This window comes from Pseudomonas sp. CFBP 13711 (assembly GCF_014842265.1).
In the GTDB taxonomy this organism is placed as follows: Bacteria; Pseudomonadota; Gammaproteobacteria; order Pseudomonadales; family Pseudomonadaceae; genus Aquipseudomonas.
In genome coordinates this window covers 29,270-53,439 of sequence record NZ_JACYVI010000015.1, presented here as the reverse complement: position 1 = coordinate 53,439, position 24,170 = coordinate 29,270, and the positions used below count along the sequence as shown (strand labels likewise).

Here is a 24,170-nt window from a genome sequence, read left to right as displayed (position 1 = left end):
ACTACTCGGCGCATTTCGATTTAGGCCTGGACATCACCGACGATGCCGACGGCATTCAGGCGGTTTTCACCTATGCCTGCGACCTGTTTGACGAGCCGCGCATCGCCGGTCTTGCGGGTGATCTGCTGTGGATCTGCGCGCAAGTGGTGGCGCAACCTCAGGTGCGGCTGGCTGATCTGCGGATCGGCGCCGAGCCTTCATTCGTCGCGGCGGAAACGGTGACGTTCCCGGCCACTGATGTGCTGAGCCTGTGGGATGCCAGTGTCAGCGCGCAGCCGAATCGCCTGGCCCTGCAAGACGAACAGCGCAGCGCCCGCTTTGCCGAGGTCGATGCCCAGGCCAACCAACTTGCGCAGCACCTGCGTCAGGCCGGTGTGGGCGTGGAAAGCCGCGTAGGGATTCTGCTGGAGCGTTCGCTGGAGTTCGTCGTCGGCCTGCTGGCGGTGCTCAAGAGTGGTGCCGCGTTTGTGCCGATGGACCCGAAGTGGCCGGCCGAGCGTCAGGCGTTTGTGCTGGCGGACAGTGGCGCAAGCGGGTTAATCAGCGATGTGGCGGCGCCGGACGACTTCATTGGCGACGTTATCAATGTGGCTGCCGATGCCGCGTGGCGTTCGCTGCCGGCGACAGCACTAGATGTGCCCGTAAACGCCGATCAGGCTGCGTACCTGATCTACACCTCCGGCACCAGCGGCACGCCGAAAGGGGTGGTGATTAGTCACGGTGCACTGGCGGATTACGTCCAGGGCTTGCTCGCCCGGCTTGATCTGACGCCCGAGGCGAGCATGGCCATGGTCTCGACCGTCGGCGCCGACTTGGGCCACACCGTGCTGTTCGGCGCGCTTTGCTCGGCGCGCTCGCTGCACCTGATCAGCCCGGACCGCACCAACGACGCCGACCGCTTCGCTGCCTACATGGCCGAGCACAAGGTGGGTGTGCTGAAGATCGTGCCGACCCATTTGAACGGTCTGTTGCAGGCGACGAATGCGGCCGATGTGCTGCCGGAACACGCGCTGATCCTTGGCGGCGATACGCTGCCGTGGGAGCTGGTCGCGCAGGTGAAGCGCTTAAAGCCCGGCTGCCGGGTGATCAACCACTACGGCCCGACCGAAACCACCGTCGGCGTGCTGAGCAATGAGGCGTTTGAAGAGTCGATGGGCGACAGCGTGCCCGTCGGCCGGCCGCTGCCGAATGCCGTGGCGCTGATTCTCAACGACCATCTGCAGCCGGTGGTGCAGGGCGACGTGGGTGAGCTGTACATCGGCGGGCCGGGTCTGGCGCGCGGGTATCACCAGCGTCCGGCGATGACCGCTGCGGCGTTTATTCCTGATCCGAGCGGCAACGGCACGCGGTTGTACCGCAGCGGTGACCGCGCGCGCTTGCTGGCCAACGGTCAGATTCAGTTCCTCGGCCGTGCCGACGATCAGGTCAAGGTGCGCGGCTACCGCGTGGCCCTGGGTGAAATCGCCCAGCGCCTGCGCCAGCTGGACGGCCTGCGTGACGCCCACGTGCGCGTCGATGATCGCGGCCAATTGATCGCTTATGCGCTGGTGGCGAGTGGTGCAACGGTGGACGGCGAGGCGCTGCGCACACAGCTGGCCCAGAGCCTGCCGGACTACATGGTGCCGAGCCACATCCTGACCCTCGATGCCTTCCCGCTGACCGCCAACGGCAAGCTCGACGCCAGCGCGCTACCGACGCCGACCCTGGCGTCCGACGATTTCGAAGCGCCCCGTGAAGGGGTCGAAGCCGCACTCGCCGCGCTGTGGCAAGCGGCGCTGAACGTCGAGGCGGTGGGCCGTCACGACAACTTTTTCACCCTCGGCGGCGACTCGATTCTCAGCCTGCAGATCATCGCCCGGGCTCGGCGTCAGGGCATCCGCCTGACGCCCAAGCAGCTGTTCGAAAAACAGACCATCGCCGAACTCGCCCAGGTCGCCACGGTGGCCGAAGCCAAACCTGTCGCCGCGCCTGTTACGGCGGCCGTTGCACCCCGCGAGTTTGCCCTGACGCCGATTCAGGCGCGCTTCTTCAGCCTGCCCATCGCCCAGCGTCAGCACTGGAACCAGTCGCTCCTGCTCAATGTGCCCCAAGCGCTGGACACCGCGCGTCTGCAACAGGCCCTCGCGGCCGTGCTGGCCCATCACGACAGCCTGCGCCTGAGCTTCCATCAGAACGATGCAGGCCAGTGGCAGCAGCGTTACCGCGACAGTGAAAGTGCCGAGCGCGTGCTGTGGACCTGTGAACTGAGCCGCGAAGACGACCTCGATTCACTGAACGATGAAGCCCAGCGCAGCCTGAACATCGACACCGGTCCGCTGCTGCGGGTGGTCCATGCGCGCCTGTCATCGGGCGAGGCGCGTTTGCTGCTGGCGATCCATCACCTGGCCGTGGACGGCGTGTCGTGGCGGGTGCTGCTGGAAGATCTGCAACTGGCTTACAGCCAACTGGCGGCTGGAAAGCGCGTGGCATTGGCCGATAAAACCGCCAGCTTCCAGACCTGGTCGCAGTCGTTGAGCACCCTGACGCACAGCGTTGAGCTGCAAAAGCAACTGCCGTACTGGCAAGGGCTGAACGCCGCCGATGCCATCCTGCCCGGCGATGCGTCCGTGGAAAGCCTTGTCGGCGACAGCGAAACCCTGCACTTGACCCTCGACGCGACCGCTACCCGTCGCCTGCTCAGCGAAGCCCCGGCGGCGTATCGCACGCGCATCGATGACCTGTTGCTGGCGGCGCTGTCCCAGGCGCTGTGGCAGTGGAGCGGCCGCCGTCGCCACGTCATCAGCCTCGAAGGCCACGGCCGCGAAGACGTCACCGGCGAGTTGGACCTGAGCCGCAGCGTCGGCTGGTTCACCAGCCTGTACCCGCTGGCGCTGAACGCCGAGGATGACGCGATCGCTACCCTCAAGGCAGTCAAGGAAACCGTGCGCGCCGTGCCGGAAAAGGGCCTCGCCTATGGCGTACTGAAATACCTCGCCGGCGCAGAGTTGCCGGATGTGACCGGCCAGGGCGTGACCTTCAACTATCTCGGCCGCTTCGACGACAGCGAGGGCGCGCTCTTCGCATTGTCGAGCCGCACGCCGGGCAATCTGCGTTGCCCCCAAGGGCCGCTGGCCAATGCCCTGGCGGTCGATGGTCAGGTGCGCGACGGCCAGTTGCAGCTGGACTGGACCTTCAGCCGCGCGCGCTTCAACCGCGACAGCATCGAGCAACTGGTGGCGCTGTATGAAGCACAGCTGCTGCAGCTGATCGCCCATTGCGGCGATGAATCCAACGCCGGCCTGACGCCGTCTGACTTCCCTCTGGCCGGCCTGAATCAGGATCAGCTCGACGGGCTGGGCATTCCCGCGCGGGAGATCGAAGACATCCTGCCGCTGGCGCCGATGCAGCAGGGCATTTTGCTGCACAGCCTGCTGGAGCAGGGCAACGGCATCTACCTGATGCAGGACCAGTACGACGTCGGCGCCCACGTGGATTTCGACGCGTTCAAGTTCGCCTGGCAGCACGTGGTGCAGCGCCACCCGGCGTTGCGCACGGCGTTTCACGGCCTGGAGAGCGGCGTGCAGCGTCAGATTGTCATGCGTCGCGTGCCGTCGCCGGTGCAACTGATCGACCTCAGCCATCTGTCCCGCGCCGCCGCCGAAGCCGAGCTTGAAGAGCTGCTGAAAAGCGAGCGCGAGCAGGGCTTCGATTTCGCCCGCGCGCCGTTGCTGCGCCTGCGCCTGATCAAGTTCGGCGAGGCGGACTTCCGTATCCTCCAGAGCCACCACCACGCGCTGATCGACGCTTGGTGCCGGGGCCTGATGCTCACCGAATTCTTCGCCCATTACCGTGCGTTCCTTGATGGCCGACAGGTCAGCCTGCCGCCGGCGCGGCCGTATCGCGACTTCCTCGCCTGGCTCGCCGAGCAGGACGAAGCGGTGAGCCGTGATTACTGGCGCAACGCGCTGGCGGGCTTCACCGACGTCACGCCGCTGCCGTACCGCCACAGTGTGCAGCGTAACCAGCAGGGTGAAACGCAGATGCGCGACGTCACCCTGGCGCTGGGCGTCGAGCAGACCGCAAAACTCGCCGAACAAGCGCGTCAGCATCGCCTGACCGCCAACACCTTCGTGCAGGCCGCCTGGGCCTTGTTGCTGATGCGCCATGCCGACCGCGACGAAGTGCTGTTCGGCGTCACCGTGGCCGGTCGTCCGACCGAGCTGGAAGGCATCGAAGGCGCACTGGGGCTGTTCATCAACACCTTGCCGCTGCGCATCCGCCGGCCCGGCATCGGCGCCTCGGCGCTGGACTTGCTCAACGCCTTGCAGGGACAGAACGCCGACATGCGTCAGCACGAACACCTGTCCCTGGCCGACATTCAGCTGCTCGCCGACACCCCGCGCGGCCAGCCGCTGTTCGACAGCCTGTTTGTTTTCGAGAACGTTCCGTTGGGCGCCGAGGTGCAGCAGGCCGTGAACGAATACCGCATCAACCCGCTGGCCAACCGCACCCACACCAACTACCCGTTGACCGTGGTGCTGCTGCCGGGCGAATCCCTGCAACTGCAGCTGACCTACGACACCCGGCACTTCAACGACGCCGACATGGGCACGCTGGTCAGCCACTTCCGTCGTCTGCTCACGCAGTTGATCGACAACCCGCAGCAGACGCTGAGTCAGTTGCAGATCCTTGAGCAAACGGAGCGCGAGCAGTTGCTGGCCCAAGGGCTCGGCCCGGTGCAAAAACACTGGTACGACATCAGCTACCTGGAGCGTTTCGAGGCGCGGGTGCTGGCCCATCCTGCCCAGGAAGTGGCGCGCTGTCAGGGTCACAGCCTGACCTACCGCGAGCTGAATCGTCAGGCCAACCGCATCGGTCATGGCCTGATCGCAGCGGGCGTGCAGGGCGATGATGTAGTGGCGCTGTTTGCACCGCGCGGCCTGCCGTTGTTGAGCATGATCGTCGGCGCGTTCAAGGCCGGTGCGGCCTATCTGGCCCTGGATGATCGTCACCCGGCCGGGCGCAGCGCGCGCATGTTGGTCAGCAGCGCCGCGCCGGTATTGCTGACGCCCCGCGAATGTCTGCCCCAGGTCGAGGCGATTGTTGCGCTGGCTGAACGCAAGCCCCGTGTGCGGGTGCTTGAGGACGTGCTGGCCGGAAGCGATTCCCTTGCTGACCAGAACCCCGGCCGCTACGCGACGGCCGAGCAACTGGCTTACGTCATCTACACCTCCGGCTCCACCGGTGAGCCGAAAGGGGTGATGGTCAACCAGCGCGGCATGCTCAACAACCAGATGTCCAAGCTGCCGTATCTGCGTCTGGGCGAGGGCGATGTCATTGCCCAGACCGCCGCCACCGGCTTCGACATTTCCGTGTGGCAGTTCCTGACGGCACCGCTGTTCGGCGGGCGCGTGGAGATTCTGCCGGACGCCGTGGTGCAGGACCCGCAACGGCTGCTGGAAGAAGTGGCGGCCAATCAGGTCAGCGTGCTGGAGTGCGTGCCGGCGGTGATCGACGCCATGCTCGCGGTCGCGCCCCAGCGGCTCGATGCCTTGCGCTGGCTGCTGCCGACGGGTGAAGCGCTGACCACCGACCTCGCCGCGCGCTGGTTTGCGCGCTACCCCGAGGTGCCGCTGGTCAACGCCTACGGCCCGGCGGAGTGCGCCGACGATGTCGCGCTGCACACCCTGATCGCCGCGCCGGCGCTCAACGCCAACATGCCGATCGGCCGACCCACCGACAACAACTGCCTTTACGTGCTGGATTCCAACCTGCAACTGGCCGCGCCCGGTGTGGTGGGCGAGCTGTACATCGGCGGCGTCGGAGTGGGCCGTGGCTATGCCGCGCGGCCAGGGCTGACCGCCGAGCGCTTCCTGCCGGATCCGTTTGGCGAGGCGGGTGCGCGGCTGTATCGCAGCGGCGACCTGGCCCGCTGGAACGCCGACGGCGCGCTGGAATACGTCGGCCGCGCGGACTTCCAGGTGAAGATTCGCGGCCAGCGCATTGAGCTGGGCGAAATCGAAAACCTGCTGTTGGCGCAACCCTCGGTGCACGACGCCGTGGTCAGCGCGCAACCGACGGCCCACGGCCCGCAACTGGTGGCCTATGTGGTCGCCGAGGCCCGGCAGGCGCTGTCCAGCGACGTGCTGAAAACCGCGCTGGCGCAAACCCTGCCGGCGTTCATGGTGCCGGCGCACATCGTCGTGCTGGCGCAGATGCCGCGCAACGCCAACGGCAAGCTCGACCGCAAGGCGCTGCCGGCGCCGAGCCTGGAAGAACGCGAGTTCGAAGCGCCACAGGGCGAGCGCGAGGAAGTCCTCGCAGAACTCTGGCAGAGCCTGCTGAAGATCGAGCAGGTCGATCGTCACGACAACTTCTTTGAACTGGGTGGCCATTCGTTGCTGGCGACGCGGCTGCTGTCGCGGATTCGCGAGCGCCTCGGCGTGAGCATACCGCTGGCCCAGGCCTTCGAAGCCACCACCGTCGCCGCCCAGGCGGCGCTGATCGACACCTTGCAGGGGCAGACCCTGACACTCGACCGGCTCGATGCCCTGGACGAGTTAATGAATGAGCTGGAGGAAAGCAACTGATGTCGCAACCGAGCATGACTTCCCGGAGCAAGCTGCTGGCCCTGGCCACGCGTTTCCTCAGCCTTGGCAGCGCTCAGCGTCGGGTGTTTCTGAACAAGCTGCGTGAGCAGGGCCTGGACGCGTCGTCGTTGCCGGTGCCACCGGGCGTGGCGGGCGAGCGCAGCCCGGCGTCGTTTTCCCAACAGCGTTTGTGGTTTCTCGAACAACTGGAACCGGGCAACAGCACCTATCACCTGCCGGGTGCCTTGCGCCTAAAAGGCGAGCTGAATGTTGCAGCCGTACGAACGGCGTTCGAGCGCGTGGCCGAGCGTCATGCCAGCCTGCGCACGGTGTTTGCCACCGCTGAAGACGGCACGCCGGAGCAGGTGATTCTCGGCGATCAGTCGTTGCCATTCGAACGTCTGCACGCAGCTGACGAAGCCGAAATGCAGGCGCTGGCCGATGCGTTCGCCCGACGCCCGTTCGACCTGGCCCAGGGCCCGCTGTGGCGTGTGGCGTTGATCGAACGCGGCCCGGATGAGCATGTGTTGCTGGTGTGTCTGCACCACATCATCGCCGACGGTTGGTCGATTCAAGTGCTGCTGCTGGATTTCGTCGAAGCCTATCGCGCTGCCCTTCAAAACGACACTGACTCACTGCCACCGCTGCCTCTGAGCTACGCCGACGTCGCCCTGTGGCAGCGTGCCTGTCTGGACGCGGGCGAGGGTGATCGGCAACTCGCCTACTGGCAGCAGCAACTGGGCGACGAGCCGCCGGTGCTGGAACTGCCAGCGGACCGTCCACGCCCGGCGCGCCAGAGTTTCCGCGGCGCGCGCCTGCCGTTCAGCTTCGACGCGGCGCTGTCCGGCCGCATGCGTGAACTGGCCCGCCAGCGCGGCGTGACACTCTTCACCGTCCTGCTCGCGGCCTATCAAGTGCTGTTGCAACGGCTGAGCGGGCAGACCGATCTGCGCATCGGCGTACCCATTGCCGGGCGTCAGCGCGCCGAAACCGAGGGTCTGATCGGCTTCTTCGTCAACACCCAGATTCTGCGCGGCGATGTCCAGGCCGACGCCAGTTTCAAGCAGATCATCGACAGCGTTCGCCTGGCGTCCCAGGGCGCCCAAGCCCATCAGGACCTGCCGTTCGAGCAACTGGTCGACGCCCTGGCGCCCGAGCGCAGCCTCAGCCACAACCCGCTGTTCCAGGTGCTCTACAACCATCAGCAACGCCAGGACGAAGCGCTGCAATTGATGCCCGGCCTCAACGCCACGCTGATGCCGCTGGACAACGGCAGCGCGCAGTTCGACCTGGCGCTGCACACCTGGGAAAACGCGGCGGGGGAACTGGCGGGTAACTGGAATTACGCCACGGATCTGTTTGATCACGGCAGCATCGAGCGCCTGCATGGGCGTTTTGAGCAGCTGTTTGCCGAGTTGCTGGAGCGGCCGGACATTGCGATTGGCGATTTCGAATTGCTGGATGTTGAGGACCGCGCGCAGTTGTTGTCGGTGAACGACACGGCGCGGGAGTGGGGGGCCGAGCCGTTTGTTCATCGCCACTTTGAGCATCTGGCGCAGGTGCATCCCGAGCGGGAGGCGGTGCGCTTTGGCGATAAGGTGCTGAGTTATCAGGCGCTGGATCAGCGCGGGAATCAACTGGCGCATTACCTTCGGGAGCAGGGCGTCGGCCGGGAGTCGCTGGTCGGCGTCGCGGCGTTGCGTTCGGTGGAAATGGTGGTTGCGCTGTATGCGGTGCTGAAAGCCGGTGCCGCTTATGTGCCGCTGGACCCTGAATATCCCGCTGATCGTCTGCGCTACATGCTGGAAGATGCCGGAATTGGTCTGCTGCTGAGCCACGATGGGGTCATCAATGACCTGCCGATTGTTGAAGAGCTGCGGGTGCTGAATCTGGATCATCTGGCGTTGGCGGCTTATCCCGTTACGGCCCCGATGGTTGATCTGCACCCCGAACAACTGGCCTACATGATTTACACCTCCGGTTCGACGGGGAAACCGAAAGGCGCGGGCAACACTCACGCGGCGCTGTTCAACCGTTTGGCCTGGATGCAGGACGCTTATTCCCTCGACACCACCGACGCGGTACTGCAAAAAACGCCCTTCAGTTTTGACGTGTCGGTCTGGGAGTTCTTCTGGCCGTTGATGGTTGGCGCGCGTCTGGTGGTAGCTCAGCCAGGTGATCATCGCGATCCGCTGCTGTTGAAATCCTTGATCGAACAACAGCACATCACCACGCTGCACTTCGTCCCGTCGATGCTCGGTGCCTTCATGGCTCAGGACGATCTGAGCGGCTGCGCTTCGCTGAAACGCATCGTGTGCAGTGGCGAAGCCTTGCCTGCCGATCTGGCCCGGGAAACCCTGCAGCGCCTGCCAAATGCAGGCCTTTTTAACCTGTACGGCCCGACCGAAGCGGCCATCGACGTCACCCACTGGACCTGCGTGGATGAACCGGGCGTTTCCGTCCCGATCGGCGCCCCAATCAGCAATCTGCAGATCCACATCCTCGACAGCCGCCTCAATCCGCAGCCCATCGGCGTTCCCGGCGAACTGTACATCGGCGGCGACGGTCTGGCTCGCGGCTATCACCTGCGTCCGGGACTGACTGCCGAGCGCTTCGGTGCCAGCCCGTTTGGTAAAGGCGAGCGGCTGTATCGCACCGGTGACCTGGCCCGCTGGCGTGCCGACGGCGTGGTGGAATACCTCGGCCGTCTCGATCACCAGATCAAACTGCGCGGCTTGCGCGTAGAAATCGGCGAAATCGAAGCGGCGCTGCTGGACCACCCAGCGGTCAGCGAAGCCGTCGTCATCGCCCGTGAACTCAGCACGGGTATGCAACTGGTTGCCTATCTGGTGGCCGACGATTTCGACGAAGAACACCTGCGCACCCAGCTGAAACAGCGCCTGCCGGACTACATGGTCCCGGCGCACTTCGTCACCCTGGACAGCCTGCCGCTGTCGGCCAACGGCAAGCTCGACCGCAAGGCACTGCCAGACCCGCAGATCCAGCAGCGCGCCTTCGAAGCACCGCTGGCCGGGGTCGAAACCCAACTGGCGGCGTTGTGGCAAGACCTGCTCGGCGTCGCCCAGGTCGGTCGTCAGGACAACTTCTTTGCCCTCGGCGGCGACTCGATCCTCAGCCTGCAGATCATCTCCCGCGCCCGCAAGGCCGGCATCGTGCTGTCGCCCCGGCAGATGTTCGAACGCCAGACCATCGCCGAGCTGGCCCAGGTCGCGCAGGTGGTCACTCAGGACGCGCCCGCAGTTGAGCGCATCGAGCTGAACCGCGACATCCCGCTGACGCCGATTCAGCACTGGTTCTTCCAGCAACCGATGAAGAACCGCAGTCACTGGAATCAGTCGCTGCTGTTGAACCCGAGCGAAGCCCTGGACCTTCCGGCGCTGACCCAGGCCCTTCACGCCATACTTAACCATCACGATGCCCTGCGCATGAGGTTTGTGCAGCAGGACAACGGCCAGTGGCAGCAACGCTATCGTGCAGAGCTTTCTACTGACGAGCAGTCCCGAAACGGCCTGATCTGGCAGCGTGAAATCCCCCTGAACGAGCTGACCGCGGCCTGCGACGAAGCCCAAACCAGCCTCGATCTGAGAGACGGCCCGCTGCTTCGCGCCGTGCATTTCACCCTGGCCGAAGGCGGCGAGCGTCTGTTGCTGGTGGTTCATCACCTGGTGGTGGATGGCGTGTCGTGGCGCATCCTGCTGGAGGACCTGCAAAACGCCTACACCCAGGCGCAAGCAGGACTCACTATCGACCTCGGCGACAAGACCGCGTCGTTCCAGCGCTGGGCCAACCGCTTGCTGGATTTCGCCTACAGCGACGCCGTGCTCGCCGAAGCCGATTACTGGCGCAACCTTCCGTCAGCCCCCGCATTGCCGTGCGCCAATCTCCAGGGCGAAGCGCGCCAAAACCACGTGCGTCAACTGCACCTGCAACTGGACGTTGCTCGCACTGACCGGCTGATCAGCGAGGCCCCGGCGGCGTATCGCACGCAGATCAACGACCTGCTGCTGACCGCGCTGGTCCGGGCGATGAAGCGCTGGAGCGGCGTATCCCAGGCGATGATCGCCCTGGAAGGCCATGGCCGCGAAGACCTGTTCGACGGCGTTGATCCGGCGCGCACCGTCGGCTGGTTCACCAGCCTGTACCCGGTCAGCCTGCATGCCGACGACGACCTCGACGCCGCCCTCAAACACACCAAGGAAACCCTGCGCGCCGTGCCCAATGGCGGCCTGGGTTATGGCCTGTTGCGCCATCTGCGCGGCGAAGCCTTGCCGGCGCTGGACGGCTGCGTGCTGTTCAATTACATGGGCCGGCTGCAACACAGCAGCGGGCTTTTCAGTCTGGCCGAGGAGGGCAGCGGTGCCCAGCGCGCCGCCGATGCGCCGCTCAATGGCGAGCTGTCCATCGACGCGCAGATCCGTGACGGCCAATTCAGCCTGACCTGCAGCTTCAGCGACGAGCGCCACGAGTCCGCGTCGATTCAACGCCTGCTCGACGCCTATGCCGAAGCGCTGGACGGGGTGATCGAACACTGCCGTCGGCACTCTGCGGTCACCCCGTCGGACTTCCCGGCACTTGCTCTGACTCAGGCACAACTCGATGCACTCCCGGTTGCGGCTTGGGACATCGAACAGCTGTACCCACTGACCCCGATGCAGCAAGGCCTGCTGTTCCACACCGAGCTGAGCGGCAGCGAGTTCGCCGATCCCGCCAGCGCTCGCGACCTGTACATCAATCAGGTGGCGCTGGACATCGAACACCTGCCGGTGGCCCGCTTCAAATCGGCGTGGGCCGCGGCGGTGCAGCGTCATCCGATCCTGCGCGCGGCGTTCCTGCGCGTGCCTGGCAGCGAACAACCAGTGCAGCTGATTCGTCGCGATGCTGCGCTGGTCGTGCGCGAACTTGACCTGCGCGCTGGCGATCAATCCCTCGCGGACGTGCTGGTGGCCGAGCGGGAAACCCCGTTCGACCTGCACGCCGCGCCGCTGATGCGCGTGTTGCTGGTTCGCCAGAGCGAGACGCTGTGGAAACTGGTCTGGACCTTCCACCACATTCTGCTGGACGGCTGGAGCAGCGCGGCGGTGCTGGGGGAGGTGATTCAGGCGGCGATGTCCGACGCCACGCCGCAACCCGCCGGGCATTACGCGGATTACGTCGAATGGCTGCTGAGCCGCGATGCCGAGGGCAGCAAGACCTTCTGGCAGACCCACCTGGCCGGTTTCGACCAACCGACCATGATGGCAGCAGCCCTGACCGCGCCGACATCCGCCACTGGCGAACCGTTGCCGAATCAGGTGCGGGTCACTTCCATGGACCTGAACAGCGAACTGCTGAACAGCGCCGCGCGCCGTCAGCGCGTGACCGTCAATACGCTGATTCAAGCGGTCTGGGTCCTGCTGTTGCAGCGCTACACCGGGCAACAACGCGTGGCGTTCGGCGCCACGGTGTCCGGTCGTTCCGCGCAGGTGCCGGGCATCGAGCGCATGCTCGGGCTGTTCATCAACACCCTGCCGCTGGTGCAGGCGCCGCAAGCGCAGCAGAAGGTCGGCGATTGGCTCAATGACCTGCAGGCCCACAACCTGGAACTGCGCGAGCACGAACACACGCCGCTGTTCGAGGCCCAGCGTTACGCGGGCCACGCCGGTCGCGACCTGTTCGACAGCCTGCTGGTGTTCGAAAACTACCCGGTGGACGCGGTGCTGCGGGACAAGCAGGCCAACGGTGTCAACCTGGGTTCCGTCGAACTCAGCGACAAGACCCACTACCCGTTGAGCCTGGCCGTGGTGGCGGGCGAGCAGGCCCACGTTCACGTCAACTACCACAGCAACGTGTTCAGCGCCGCGCAGATCGAGCGTTTGTGCGGGCATTTTCAGGCGTTGCTGGACGGCCTCTGCCGCTTCCCCGAGGCGCGCATCGGCGAGCTGTCGATGCTCACCGAACGCGACATCAGCGCGATGCACGCCTGGAACACGCCGCCGTTCTCGCCCTACGTGGATCGACCGATCCATGAGCTGATTGCTGACCACGCGCGCATTCGGCCTGACGCGATTGCGCTGGTCCACAGTGAACAGCGCCTGACCTTCGCCGAGTTTGACCGACGCGCCAACCAACTGGCCCACGCCTTGCGCGCCCGGGGCATCGGCACCGAAGTGCGCGTGGCGATTGCCATGGAGCGCGGGATTGATCTGTGGCTGGCGTTTTATGCCGTATTGAAAGCCGGGGGCGCCTACATCCCGCTCGACCCGGATTACCCGACCGAGCGCCTGCGCTACATGCTCGAAGACGGCGGCGTGAAGCTGCTGATCAGCCACGATGCGGCGCTGGATCGTGTGCCCGTGGGTGATGTGCCGCTGCTCAATCTGGACGAACTGGACTGCTCATCCGAGCCATTCACAGCCCCGGACGTCACGATCCATCCGCAGCAACTGGCCTACCTGATTTACACCTCGGGCTCCACCGGCAAGCCAAAAGGCGCAGCCATCGCCCACGCCGACATCTCGATGCACATCCAGACCATCGGCGAGCGTTATCGCTTTACGCCGGAAGACCGCAAATTCCACTTCCTGTCGATCAGCTTCGACGGCGCCCACGAAGGCTGGATGATGCCGCTGTGTTACGGCGCCCGCGTGGTGCTGCGCGATCAGGAACTGTGGAGCGTCGAGCAGACCTACGACACGCTGATTCGCGAAGGCATCACCGTCGCCTCGTTCCCGCCGAGCTACCTGCGTCAGCTGTCCGACTGGGCCGGCGTGCAGGGCAAGGGTCCTGGGGTGAAAACCTACTGCTTCGCCGGTGAAGCCTTCAGCCGCGAGATGCTTCACGACGTGATTCGCAATTTGCAGCCGCTGTGGATCATCAACGGCTACGGTCCGACCGAAACCGTGGTCACGCCGACTTTGTGGCTGGCGTCTGCTGAAACTGCCGACTTCACCACGGCCTACGCGCCGATCGGTGATCTGGTCGGCGATCGTCAAGGCTACGTGATGGACGCGGATCTGAACCCGCTGCCCCAAGGCATTGCCGGTGAGCTGTACCTCGGCGGCGCCGTGGCGCGGGGTTATCTGGACCGTCCGGGCGCAACGGCAGAGCGTTTCCTGCCGCACCCGTTCCGCGCCGGTGAACGCATTTACCGCAGCGGCGACCGCGTGCGCCTGAACAGCGAAGGGCTGCTGGAATACCTCGGCCGTATCGACCACCAGATCAAGATCCGCGGTTTCCGCATCGAAGCCGGTGAGATCGAAGCCGCGCTGAAAACCTGCGAGGGCGTTCGCGAGGCCTTGGTCATCGTCCGTGACAGCACAAACGGCAAGGTCTTGCTCGGTTATGTCGGCGGCAACGGTCTGGCCGAGGACAGCCTCAAGCAGCAGCTGAAAAACACTCTGCCGGAATACATGGTCCCGGCGCACATCGTGGTCATGGAGCGCCTGCCGCAGTTGCCTAACGGCAAGCTCGACCGCAACGCGCTGCCCGATCCGCAGGTGATCTCCAGCGACTATCAGGCGCCGCAAACGCTACTCGAACAGCAATTGGCGGCGCTGTGGCAGCCACTGCTGGGCATCGACGCCGTCGGCCGCAACGATCACTTTTTCGAGCTCGGCGGCCACTCGCTGCTGGCGATGCAGCTGATTTCCCGGCTGCGCCATGAGCATCAACTGAGCGTGCCGTTGCGCGCGCTGTTCGACGCGCCGCGCCTCAGTGATTTCGCCCAGCGCATTGCCGGGTTGGCACCCACCGATGCCAAGCAGCTTGAGCTGACCGCACGTTCGCAAGACCGGGCCGTGCAGTCGTTCTCCCAACAGCGCCTGTGGTTCCTCGATCAGCTGCAACCCGGCGGCCATGCCTACAACCTGCCGGGCGCCGTGCGCTTGTGCGGCGAGCTGAACGAGGTTGCGTTGCAAGCGGCATTCGACGGCCTCACCGCGCGCCATGAGGTGCTGCGCACGCGGTTCCTGGCGGTCGAGGGCGTGCCGATGCAACAAATCGAGCCTGCCTCAAGGGTAGAGATCGAGCGGCTGGCTATCAGCCATGAAGGAGATATCGACGCAGCCTTCAACGCCCTGGCTCAAGACTTCGTCAAGCGTCCGTTCGAGCTTTCGCGCAGCCCGGTCTGGCGACTGGCGCTGGTGCGGGTTGCGGCCGACGAACAGCGCTTGCTGCTGTGCCTGCACCACATGATCTCGGACGGTTGGTCGGTGCGCGTGCTGCTGCAGGAATTCTGCGAGCTGTACCGCGCGGCCGTGGAAAACCGCGCGCCGCAACTCGCGCCATTGCCGGTGCAATACGCCGACTTTGCCGCATGGCAGCGCGAGTGGCTGGCGGCGGGTGAGGGCGAGCGGCAGTTGAACTACTGGCGCGAGCAACTGCGTGACGAGCATCCCGTGCTGGAACTGCCGACCGACCGACCGCGTCCGCCCCAGCAAAGCTATCGCGGTGATCGCGTGCTGTTCGCCTTCGATATCGCGTTCAGTCAGCGCCTGCGCGAGTTCGCCAGACAACAGGGCATCACGCCGTTCATGGCGATTCTGTCGGCCTATCAAGTGTTGCTGCACCGCCTGAGCGGCCAGAACGACCTGCGCATCGGCGTGCCGATTGCCGGCCGTTCGCGGCTGGAAGTCGAAGGGCTGATCGGCTTTTTCGTCAGCACTCAGGTGCTGCGGGCCGAGGTGTCTGCCGAGCTGACCTATCGCCAGGTGCTGGAACAGGCCAAGGCGCGGACCCTCGGTGCCCAGGCCCATCAGGACCTGCCGTTCGAGCAACTGGTCGAAGTGCTGCAACCCCACCGCAGCCTGAGCCATAACCCACTGTTCCAGGTGGCCTACGATCACCAGCAGCAGGACTTCGAATCCCTCGCTGGATTGCCCGGCCTGCGTGCCGACGTGCTGCCGCTGGACGACGGCAGCAGCCAGTTCGACCTGGCGTTGAACACCTTTGAGGACGCCGACGGCGGGCTGGGTGGGTCGTGGAACTACGCCACGGACCTGTTTGATCACGGCAGCATCGAGCGCTTGCATGCCCGCTTTGAGCAGCTGTTTATCGAGTTGATCGAGCAGCCGGACGCGGCAATTGGCGACTTCGAGTTGCTGGATGCTGAAGACCGCGCGCAGTTGGCGCTGGTCAATGACACGGCGCGTGATTGGGACTCGGAGCCGTTTGTGCATCAGCATTTTGAGCGGCTGGCGCAGCTGTATCCCGAGCGGGAAGCGTTGCGCTTTGGCGAGGAGGTGTTGAGTTATCGCGACCTGGATCAGCGCGCGAACCAACTGGCCCATTACCTTCGCGAGCAGGGCGTCGGGCGCGAATCCCTGGTGGGCGTGGCGGCGTTGCGTTCGGTGGAAATGGTGGTGGCGCTGTACGGGGTGTTGAAAGCCGGCGGGGCGTACGTGCCGCTTGATCCGGAGTACCCGGCGGATCGTCTGCGCTACATGCTCGAAGACGCAGGGATCGGCTTGCTGCTGAGTCACGATGCGGTGATTGATGATCTGCCGGTTGTGGAAGGCCTTCGTGTCGTAAATCTGGATCATCTGGCGCTGGCGTCTTATCCCTTCACCGCGCCTGCTGTAGAGCTGCACCCCGAGCAACTGGCCTACATGATTTACACCTCTGGCTCGACGGGAAAACCGAAAGGCGCGGGCAACACTCACGCGGCGCTGTTCAACCGTTTGGCCTGGATGCAAGAAGCCTACGCGCTCGATGCAACCGACACCGTGCTGCAAAAAACACCGTTCAGTTTCGACGTGTCGGTGTGGGAGTTCTTCTGGCCGTTGATGGTCGGCGCGCGTCTGGTGGTCGCTCAGCCGGGTGATCACCGCGATCCTGTTGCGCTCACCAAGCTGATCGAAAAACAGCAGATCACCACGCTGCACTTCGTCCCGTCGATGCTCGGTGCCTTCATGGCCCAGGACGATCTCACCGGCTGTGCCTCCCTGAAACGTATCGTGTGCAGCGGCGAAGCCTTGCCTGCCGATCTGGCCCGCGAAACCCTGCAGCGCCTGCCGAATGCCGGCCTGTTCAACCTGTATGGCCCGACGGAAGCCGCCATCGATGTCACCCACTGGACCTGCGTTGATGAGCCGGGCATTTCCGTGCCTATCGGCCGCCCGATCAACAACCTGCAGATCCACATCCTCGACAGCCGCCTCAATCCGCAACCCATCGGCGTACCGGGCGAGCTGTACATCGGCGGCGACGGCCTGGCGCGCGGTTATCACCTGCGTCCCGGCCTGACCGCCGAGCGTTTCGTTGCCAGCCCATTCGGCACCGGCGAGCGGCTGTATCGCACCGGTGACCTGGCGCGCTGGCGTGCGGACGGCGTGGTGGAATACCTTGGCCGTCTCGATCACCAGATCAAACTGCGCGGCCTGCGCGTGGAAATCGGCGAGATCGAAGCGGCGCTGCTGGATTACCCGGCGGTCAGCGAAGCGGTGGTTGTTGCCCGTGAACTCGCCACCGGCATGCAGCTGGTGGGCTATCTGGTTGCCGACGATTTCGACGAAGAACACCTGCGCACCCAGCTGAAACAGCGCCTGCCGGACTACATGGTCCCGGCCCACTTCGTCACGCTGGACACTCTGCCGCTGTCCGCCAACGGCAAGCTCGATCGCAAGGCGCTGCCCGATCCACAGATCCAGCAGCGCAGCTTCGAAGCGCCACTGGCCGGCGTCGAAACCCAACTGGCCGCACTGTGGCAAGAGCTGCTCGGCGTCGCCCAGGTCGGGCGTCAGGACAACTTCTTTGCCCTCGGCGGGCACTCGCTGCTCGGCATCCAGCTGGTGGCGCAGATCCGCCGCGACCTGCAGCTTGAGCTGCCCCTGCGTGCGCTGTTCGAGTCGCCGGTCCTCGCCGGTCTGGCGCAGTACCTGAATACCCAGGCGCTCGCCACGGCGATGCCGGTTCTGCAGCCGCGCACCGACCGCGAGTTCGCCCCGCAGTCCTTCGCCCAGCAGCGGCTGTGGTTCCTTGCGCAACTGGAGCCCGACAGTGTTGCGTACAACCTGCCGTGCGTGCTCAACCTCAGCGGCGCGCTGAAGCTCGATGCCCTGCAGCAGACCTTCGACGCCCTCGCGGCCCGTCACGAAACCTTGCGCACCTGCTTCCGCCCGTCGCCGATGCAAAACGGGGAGGCGGTGCCGCAGCAGCGGGTTTTGCCGGTCAGCAGCGTGCACATCGCCCGTCATGACCTGCGCGACAGCGATACGCCGGAAGTTGCATTCGACGCGCTGGCCGAGGCGTTCATGAATCAGCCCTTCGACCTCAACGCCGAGCGCGCGCCGTGGCGGGTGGCGCTGGCGCGGGTGGCGGACGATCAATGGCGCCTGCTGCTGTGCATGCACCACATCATCTCCGACGGCTGGTCGGTGCAGGTCATGCTCGAAGACTTCGCCACGCTGTATCGCCGGTTTGCCCAAGGCAGCGACGTGCAACTGGCTGAGCTGCAACTTACAGAGCTCAGCGTGCAATACGCCGACTACGCCGCGTGGCAGCGTGAACACCTGAGCGGCGCCGAGCGTGAGCGTCAGTTGAACTGGTGGCGTGAAGCCTTGGGTGACGAACAGCCGGTGCTGGAACTGCCGGCGGACCGTTCGCGTCCCGCCGAACGCGACGGCAAAGGCGGGCGCCATGCCTTCGTGCTGCCGCAAGACCTGGCCGACACGCTGCGCCATACCGCGAAAGCCCACGACGCCACGCTGTTCATGCTGTTCCTGGCCTCGTTCGACACGCTGCTTTATCGCCTCAGCGGCCAGCGCGATCTGCGCATCGGCGCGCCGGTGGCGGGGCGTGCCGAGGTGCAGACCCAAGGCCTGATCGGCTTCTTCGTCAACACCCTGGTGCTGCGCGCCCAGGTCAGCGGCGACCAGCCGTTCACCGCGCTGCTGGCCCAGGTCAAGGACAACCTGCTCGGCGCCCACGCCCATCAGGACCTGCCGTTCGAGCAACTGGTGGAAGCGCTGCAACCGGCGCGCAGCCTGAGCGTCAACCCGCTGTTCCAGGTCAGCTACAACCACCAGCAACAGCCGGATCTGTCGCTGCTGCAATTCGACGGCCTGAGCTGCGAAGCCCGCCAGTGGGACATCAAGGGCGCGCAATTCGATCTGGTGCTGGGCACCTTCGAACACCGCGACGGCCGCATCAGCGGCTACCTCGATTACGCCACCGACCTGTTCGACGCCTCGACCGTGGCGCGTCTGTTCGAGCAACTGGTCACGTTGCTGCGGGCGATCTGCGCCCAGCCCCATGCCGCCATCGGTGACCTGCCGTTGCTCGGCGAGACGGACCTGGCCGCGCTGGATCAGTGGAACACGCCGGCGTTTTCGCCTTACGTCGATCGGCCGATTCACGAGCTGATCGCCGAGCACGCGCGTAGTCGTCCCGACTCCATCGCGCTGGTCCATGGCGAACAGCGGCTGACTTTTGCCGAGTTCGACCGACGCGCCAATCAGCTGGCCCATGCCTTGCGCGCAAGAGGCATCGGCACCGAAGTTCGGGTGGCGATTGCCATGGAGCGCGGGATTGATTTGTGGCTGGCGTTCTACGCCGTGTTGAAGTCGGGCGGTGCTTACATTCCGCTCGACCCTGATTACCCGACCGAACGCCTGCGCTACATGCTCGAAGACGGCGGCGTGAAGCTGTTGATCAGCCACGATGCGGCGCTGGATCGTGTGCCCGTCGGCGATGTGCCGTTGCTGAACATCGATCAGCTCGATTGCTCGTCCGAACTGGAAACGGCACCGGATGTGGTGATTCACCCGCAGCAACTGGCCTACCTGATTTACACCTCGGGTTCGACCGGCAAGCCAAAGGGTGCAGCCATCGCCCACGCCGACATTTCGATGCACATCCAGACCATTGGCGAGCGTTATCGCTTTACCCCGGAAGACCGCAAGTTCCACTTCCTCTCGATCAGCTTCGACGGCGCCCACGAAGGCTGGATGATGCCGCTGTGTTACGGCGCCCGAGTCGTGCTGCGGGATCAGGAACTGTGGAGCGTTGAGCAGACCTACGACACGTTGATCCGCGAAGGCATCACCGTGGCGTCGTTCCCGCCGAGCTACCTGCGTCAGCTGTCCGATTGGGCAGGCGTGCAGGGCAAAGGTCCGGGCGTGAAAACCTACTGCTTCGCCGGTGAAGCCTTCAGCCGCGAGATGCTTCACGACGTGATTCGCAATTTGCAGCCGCTGTGGATCATCAACGGCTACGGCCCGACCGAAACGGTAGTGACGCCGACCTTGTGGCTGGCCTCCGCCGAGACCGCTGATTTCACCACGGCGTACGCGCCGATTGGTGATCTGGTGGGGGATCGTCAGGGCTACGTAATGGACGCAGATTTGAACCCGCTGCCCCAGGGCATTGCCGGCGAACTCTATCTGGGTGGCGCCGTGGCGCGGGGTTATCTGGACCGTCCGGGCGCAACGGCTGAACGCTTCCTGCCGCACCCGTTCCGCGCCGGTGAACGCATTTACCGCAGCGGCGACCGCGTGCGCCTGAACAGCGAAGGACTGCTGGAATACCTCGGCCGTATCGACCACCAGATCAAGATCCGTGGCTTCCGCATCGAGGCCGGTGAAATCGAAGCGGCGCTCAAGGCCTGCGAGGGCGTGCGTGAAGCGCTGGTGATCGTGCGCGACAAAGGCAACGGCAAGCAGTTGCTGGGCTATGTCGGTGGCAACGACTTGTCTGAAGACAGCCTGAAGGATCAGCTGAAAAACACCCTGCCGGAATACATGGTGCCGGCGCACATCGTGGTCATGGCGCGCTTGCCGCAGTTGCCCAACGGCAAGCTGGACCGCAACGCGCTGCCTGATCCGCAGGTCGGCAGTCAGGCCTTCGAAGCGCCGGAAGGTGAGCGCGAAGTCGAGCTGGCGCGGGTCTGGCAGCAGTTGCTGGGGGTTGAAAGCATCAGCCGTCAGGACAGCTTCTTCGAGCTGGGCGGCGATTCGATCCAGTCGCTGGCGGTCATCACCCGTCTGCGTCAGGTCGGTTTCAAGCTTCTGCCGAAGGACGTGTTCAGCCATCCCCGGCTCAAGGATCTGGCCCTGAACCTGACTGTCATCGAGGCCAGCGCAGCGCTGTTGATCGAAGACGCGCCGAAGGGCGAGCTGCCGTTGACGCCGATTCAGGCGCACTTCTTCGAGCAACCGATGGCCAACCGCGCTCACTTCAACCAGGCGTTGTTGCTGGACGTGCAGCGCCCACTGGAGGCGGCGCTGTTGAGCCAGGCGCTGGTCGCGCTGCTGGGCCATCACGACGGCCTGAACCTGAGTTTCCATCAGCACGCCGACGGGTGCTGGCAGCAACAGTATCGAGACGCTTCGGCTGCCGACAATCTCTGGCTGCGTGACGTGGCCGACGAGCGGGCCATGACCGCGCTGTGCGAACAGGCCCAGCGCAGCCTCGATCTGCATGACGGTCCGGTGCTGCGCGTGGTGCTGGCGCAGATGCCGGAAGGGCAAAAGCTGTTGCTGGTCGCCCATCACCTGGTGGTCGATGGCGTGTCGTGGCGGGTGTTGCTCGAAGATCTGGCGCGGGCGTACGCCCAGGTCGCTTCGGGCGGTGCGGTGGATCTCGGTCCGAAATCCAGCAGCTTCCAGCGCTGGGCGCGGCATCTGGTCGACGCGGCGCAGGCACCTGAGCGTCAAACCGAAGTGGGCCAGTGGCTGAAACAGGTCGGCACCGCCGAGCCGGTCTGGCCGGTGGACCACCCTGAAGGCCGCGCCACGCAACAGGACCTTGAGCAGTGCGAACTGCTGCTGGACGCGGGGCTGACCCGTCGCTTGCTGCGCGAAGCCCCGGCGGCACTGGCAGCGCGCACCGATGAAATTTTGTTGGCGGTGCTCGCCGACGCGCTGAAGGGCTGGACTGGCCAGCCTGACAGCCTCGTCGCACTGGAAGGCCACGGCCGTGAAGCCTTGGCTGAGGGGCTGGAGGTCGGTCGCACGGTGGGCTGGTTTACCAGCCTGTTCCCGCTGCGGGTGCGTGCCGCTGCCGATATCCGCCAGACCCTGATCGGGGTGCGAGACAGCCTGCGGGGCTTGCCGGACAAAGGCGTCGGTTTCGGCCTGCTGCGTTATCTGGGCGACGATTCGGCGCGTCAGTCACTGGCCGCGCTGCCGGAGCCCAAGGTGGTGTTCAACTACCTCGGTCAGTTCGATCAGGACCTGGGCGATGGCCGCTTCTCGCCGTCGAAGGTGTCGGCGGGCGCGCTGGTCGCCCCGTCCACGCCGCTCAATCGCGAGCTGGAAATCAACGGCCAGGTCTTTGCCGGGCAACTGGGGCTGACCTTCCGTTTCAGCGGTCAGCGTTATCAGCGTCAGACCATCGAACGCCTGCAAACGTCATATCGCGACGGGTTGGTGGCGTTGCTGGACAGCTTGCCTTCATCAACACCTGCCGCGCCGCAAAGCGTGGTCGTCAGCCGTGACGGCGCGCCGAATCCATTGATTCGTCTGAGCAGCGGCGCCAGCGACAAGCCGCCGGTGTTCTGCGTGCACCCGGTCAGCGGCACGGTGGTCGGCTACTACGCACTGGCCCGGCGACTGTCTGCGCAGTGGGACGTGTGGGGCATTCAGAACCGCCAGGTGCTGGACGGCCAGTGGCGCGACAGTTCCATCGAGCAAATGGCCCGCGACTACGTCAAGGCGCTGCTCGAACAGCAGCCGTCCGGCCCATATCGGCTGATCGGCTGGTCCATGGGCGGGACGATGGTGCTGGAAATGGCGCGGCTGCTGACCCGACTCGGCAAGCGCGTCGAGTTCGTCGGCCTGATCGACGGTTACGTGCCGGGCGCCGGTCAGCCGCGTCCTGCCGTGCCGGAAACCCCGGTTCTCGACGCCGATGACGAGGGTCTGGAAGCCGACGCGCACTGGCAACAGCTGCTCGGCGTCGAGCGGCACATGCGCCAGTTGGCCAATCAATGCCGCCAGATCCACGCCCTCAGCGTGCCGGTCTACGCCTGGTGGGCCGAGCGCTCGCCGGAAAATAACGATAACGCACCGGCTCTTCTGGAGCAGGGCATGGGTGTTCGCTTGCAGGTTTCGGCCTGGATCGACGCCGACCACCTTTCGATCGTCCGTGATCAGCTGTTCATCACTCAACTTGCCGAGGCCCTCGCGCAGGTCAACGAACGCCCCCATTCCCACGATTTCCAGGAGCACGAACATGCATAGCCAACACAACGTGACGCCGATTGCCGCCCGCCACAGCGAGGCGCTGTCGAGCAGCCCGGACGCCGCCGTCGCCAACGCCGACTACCGCTTTGCGCCGACCCCGCGACTGGAGCGGCAGGCCGCCGTGGAATCCAACGCGCGCAGCTACCCGCGGCGCATTCCCCTGGAACTCAAGCGCGCCCAGGGCATTCACGTGCAGGACAGCGAAGGGCGCTGGTTCATCGATTGCCTGGCCGGCGCCGGCACCCTGGCGCTGGGGCATAACCACCCCGAGGTGATCCAAGCCATGCGCGCCACCCTCGACGGCCAGCGCCCGCTGCACACCCTGGACCTGATGACCGAAGCCAAGGACGACTTCATCAACGAGCTGTTCGCGTTGCTGCCGAAGGAGTTCGCCAAGGACGCGCGCATCCAGTTCTGCGGGCCGGCCGGGACCGATGCGGTGGAAGCGGCGCTGAAACTGGTGCGCACCGCCACTGGACGCAGCAATCTGATGGCTTACCACGGCGCCTATCACGGCATGACCCAGGGCGCGCTGGCGCTGATGGGCAATCTCGGGCCAAAGACCTATCTGGACGGCATGGCCGGTGGCGCGCAGTTCCTGCCGTTTCCCTATGACTACCGCTGTCCGTTCGGCGTCGGTGGCGAAGCCGGCGAGCGCATCGGCCTGCATTACATCGAGAACCAGCTGACCGACCCGGAAAGCGGTGTGTTGCCCCCCGCCGGGATGATTCTGGAAACCCTGCAGGGGGAGGGCGGTGTGGTGCCGACCTCGGCGAACTGGCTGCGGGAAATCCGCCGCATCACCCGCGACGCCGGCGTGCCGCTGATTCTCGACGAAATCCAGTGTGGCGTCGGCCGCACCGGCAAGCCGTTTGCCTTCGAACACGCGGGCATCGTGCCGGACGTGCTGGTGCTGTCCAAAGCCATCGGCGGCAGCCAGCCCATGGCGGTGGTGGTCTACAACAAGTCCCTGGACGTGTGGAAACCGGGCTCCCACGCCGGCACTTTCCGGGGCAATCAACTGGCGATGGTGGCCGGTTCGACAACGCTGCGCATCGTCCGCGAACAGCAACTGGACCTGCACGCCGCCGCCATGGGCGAGCGTCTGATCGGCCACCTGCACTCGCTGCAGAAGGACTATCCGCAGATGGGCGATGTGCGCGGCATGGGCTTGATGCTCGGGGTGGAAATGGTCGATCTCGATGGCCGCCCCGACGCCCTCGGCCACTTCCCCCACAGCGGCGCGCTGGCCTCGGCCATCCAGCGTGAATGTTTGCAGCGGGGGCTGATCATCGAAGTGGGCGGGCGGCACTCGTCGGTCATCCGCTTCCTGCCGCCGCTGATTGTCACCGCCGCGCAGATAGACCAGATCGCCGACATCTTTGCCGCCGCCGTTTCAGCGGCCGTCAAACAGCGTTAA

Annotated in this window: 3 protein-coding genes (1 of these 3 cut by a window edge); all 3 read left to right on the top strand. The window is 65.2% G+C overall.

Features of this window, described 5'->3' with window-relative positions; all coding sequences use genetic code 11:
• Tightly spaced (each overlapping or abutting the next), the 3 genes in view from IFT47_RS23055 to IFT47_RS23045 form a layout consistent with a single transcriptional unit that may run on beyond the window.
• Positions 1–6,569 carry the 3' portion of a non-ribosomal peptide synthetase gene (locus IFT47_RS23055; protein ID WP_197984101.1) on the top strand. The gene continues 3,178 nt to the left of window position 1, outside the view, so the window shows 6,569 of its 9,747 coding nt (coding positions 3,179–9,747); its start codon lies beyond the left edge, outside the window; it ends in the stop codon at positions 6,567–6,569.
• Complete coding sequence (locus IFT47_RS23050; RefSeq protein WP_244656034.1) at positions 6,569–22,747, top strand: non-ribosomal peptide synthase/polyketide synthase; 16,179 nt, start codon at positions 6,569–6,571, stop codon at positions 22,745–22,747. The genes IFT47_RS23055 and IFT47_RS23050 overlap by 1 nt, the downstream gene beginning before the upstream one ends.
• Positions 22,740–24,170, top strand: a complete 1,431-nt coding sequence (locus tag IFT47_RS23045) for an aspartate aminotransferase family protein (protein ID WP_192174276.1) — start codon at positions 22,740–22,742, stop codon at positions 24,168–24,170. Before IFT47_RS23050 ends, IFT47_RS23045 begins: the two co-directional genes overlap by 8 nt.

What these genes read in the sequence shown, in the direction of transcription:
- IFT47_RS23050 (WP_244656034.1), top strand. Translation starts at nt 6,569, where the DNA reads ATGTCGCAACCGAGCATGACTTCCCGGAGCAAGCTGCTGGCCCTGGCC.
- IFT47_RS23045 (WP_192174276.1), top strand. Translation starts at nt 22,740, where the DNA reads ATGCATAGCCAACACAACGTGACGCCGATTGCCGCCCGCCACAGCGAG.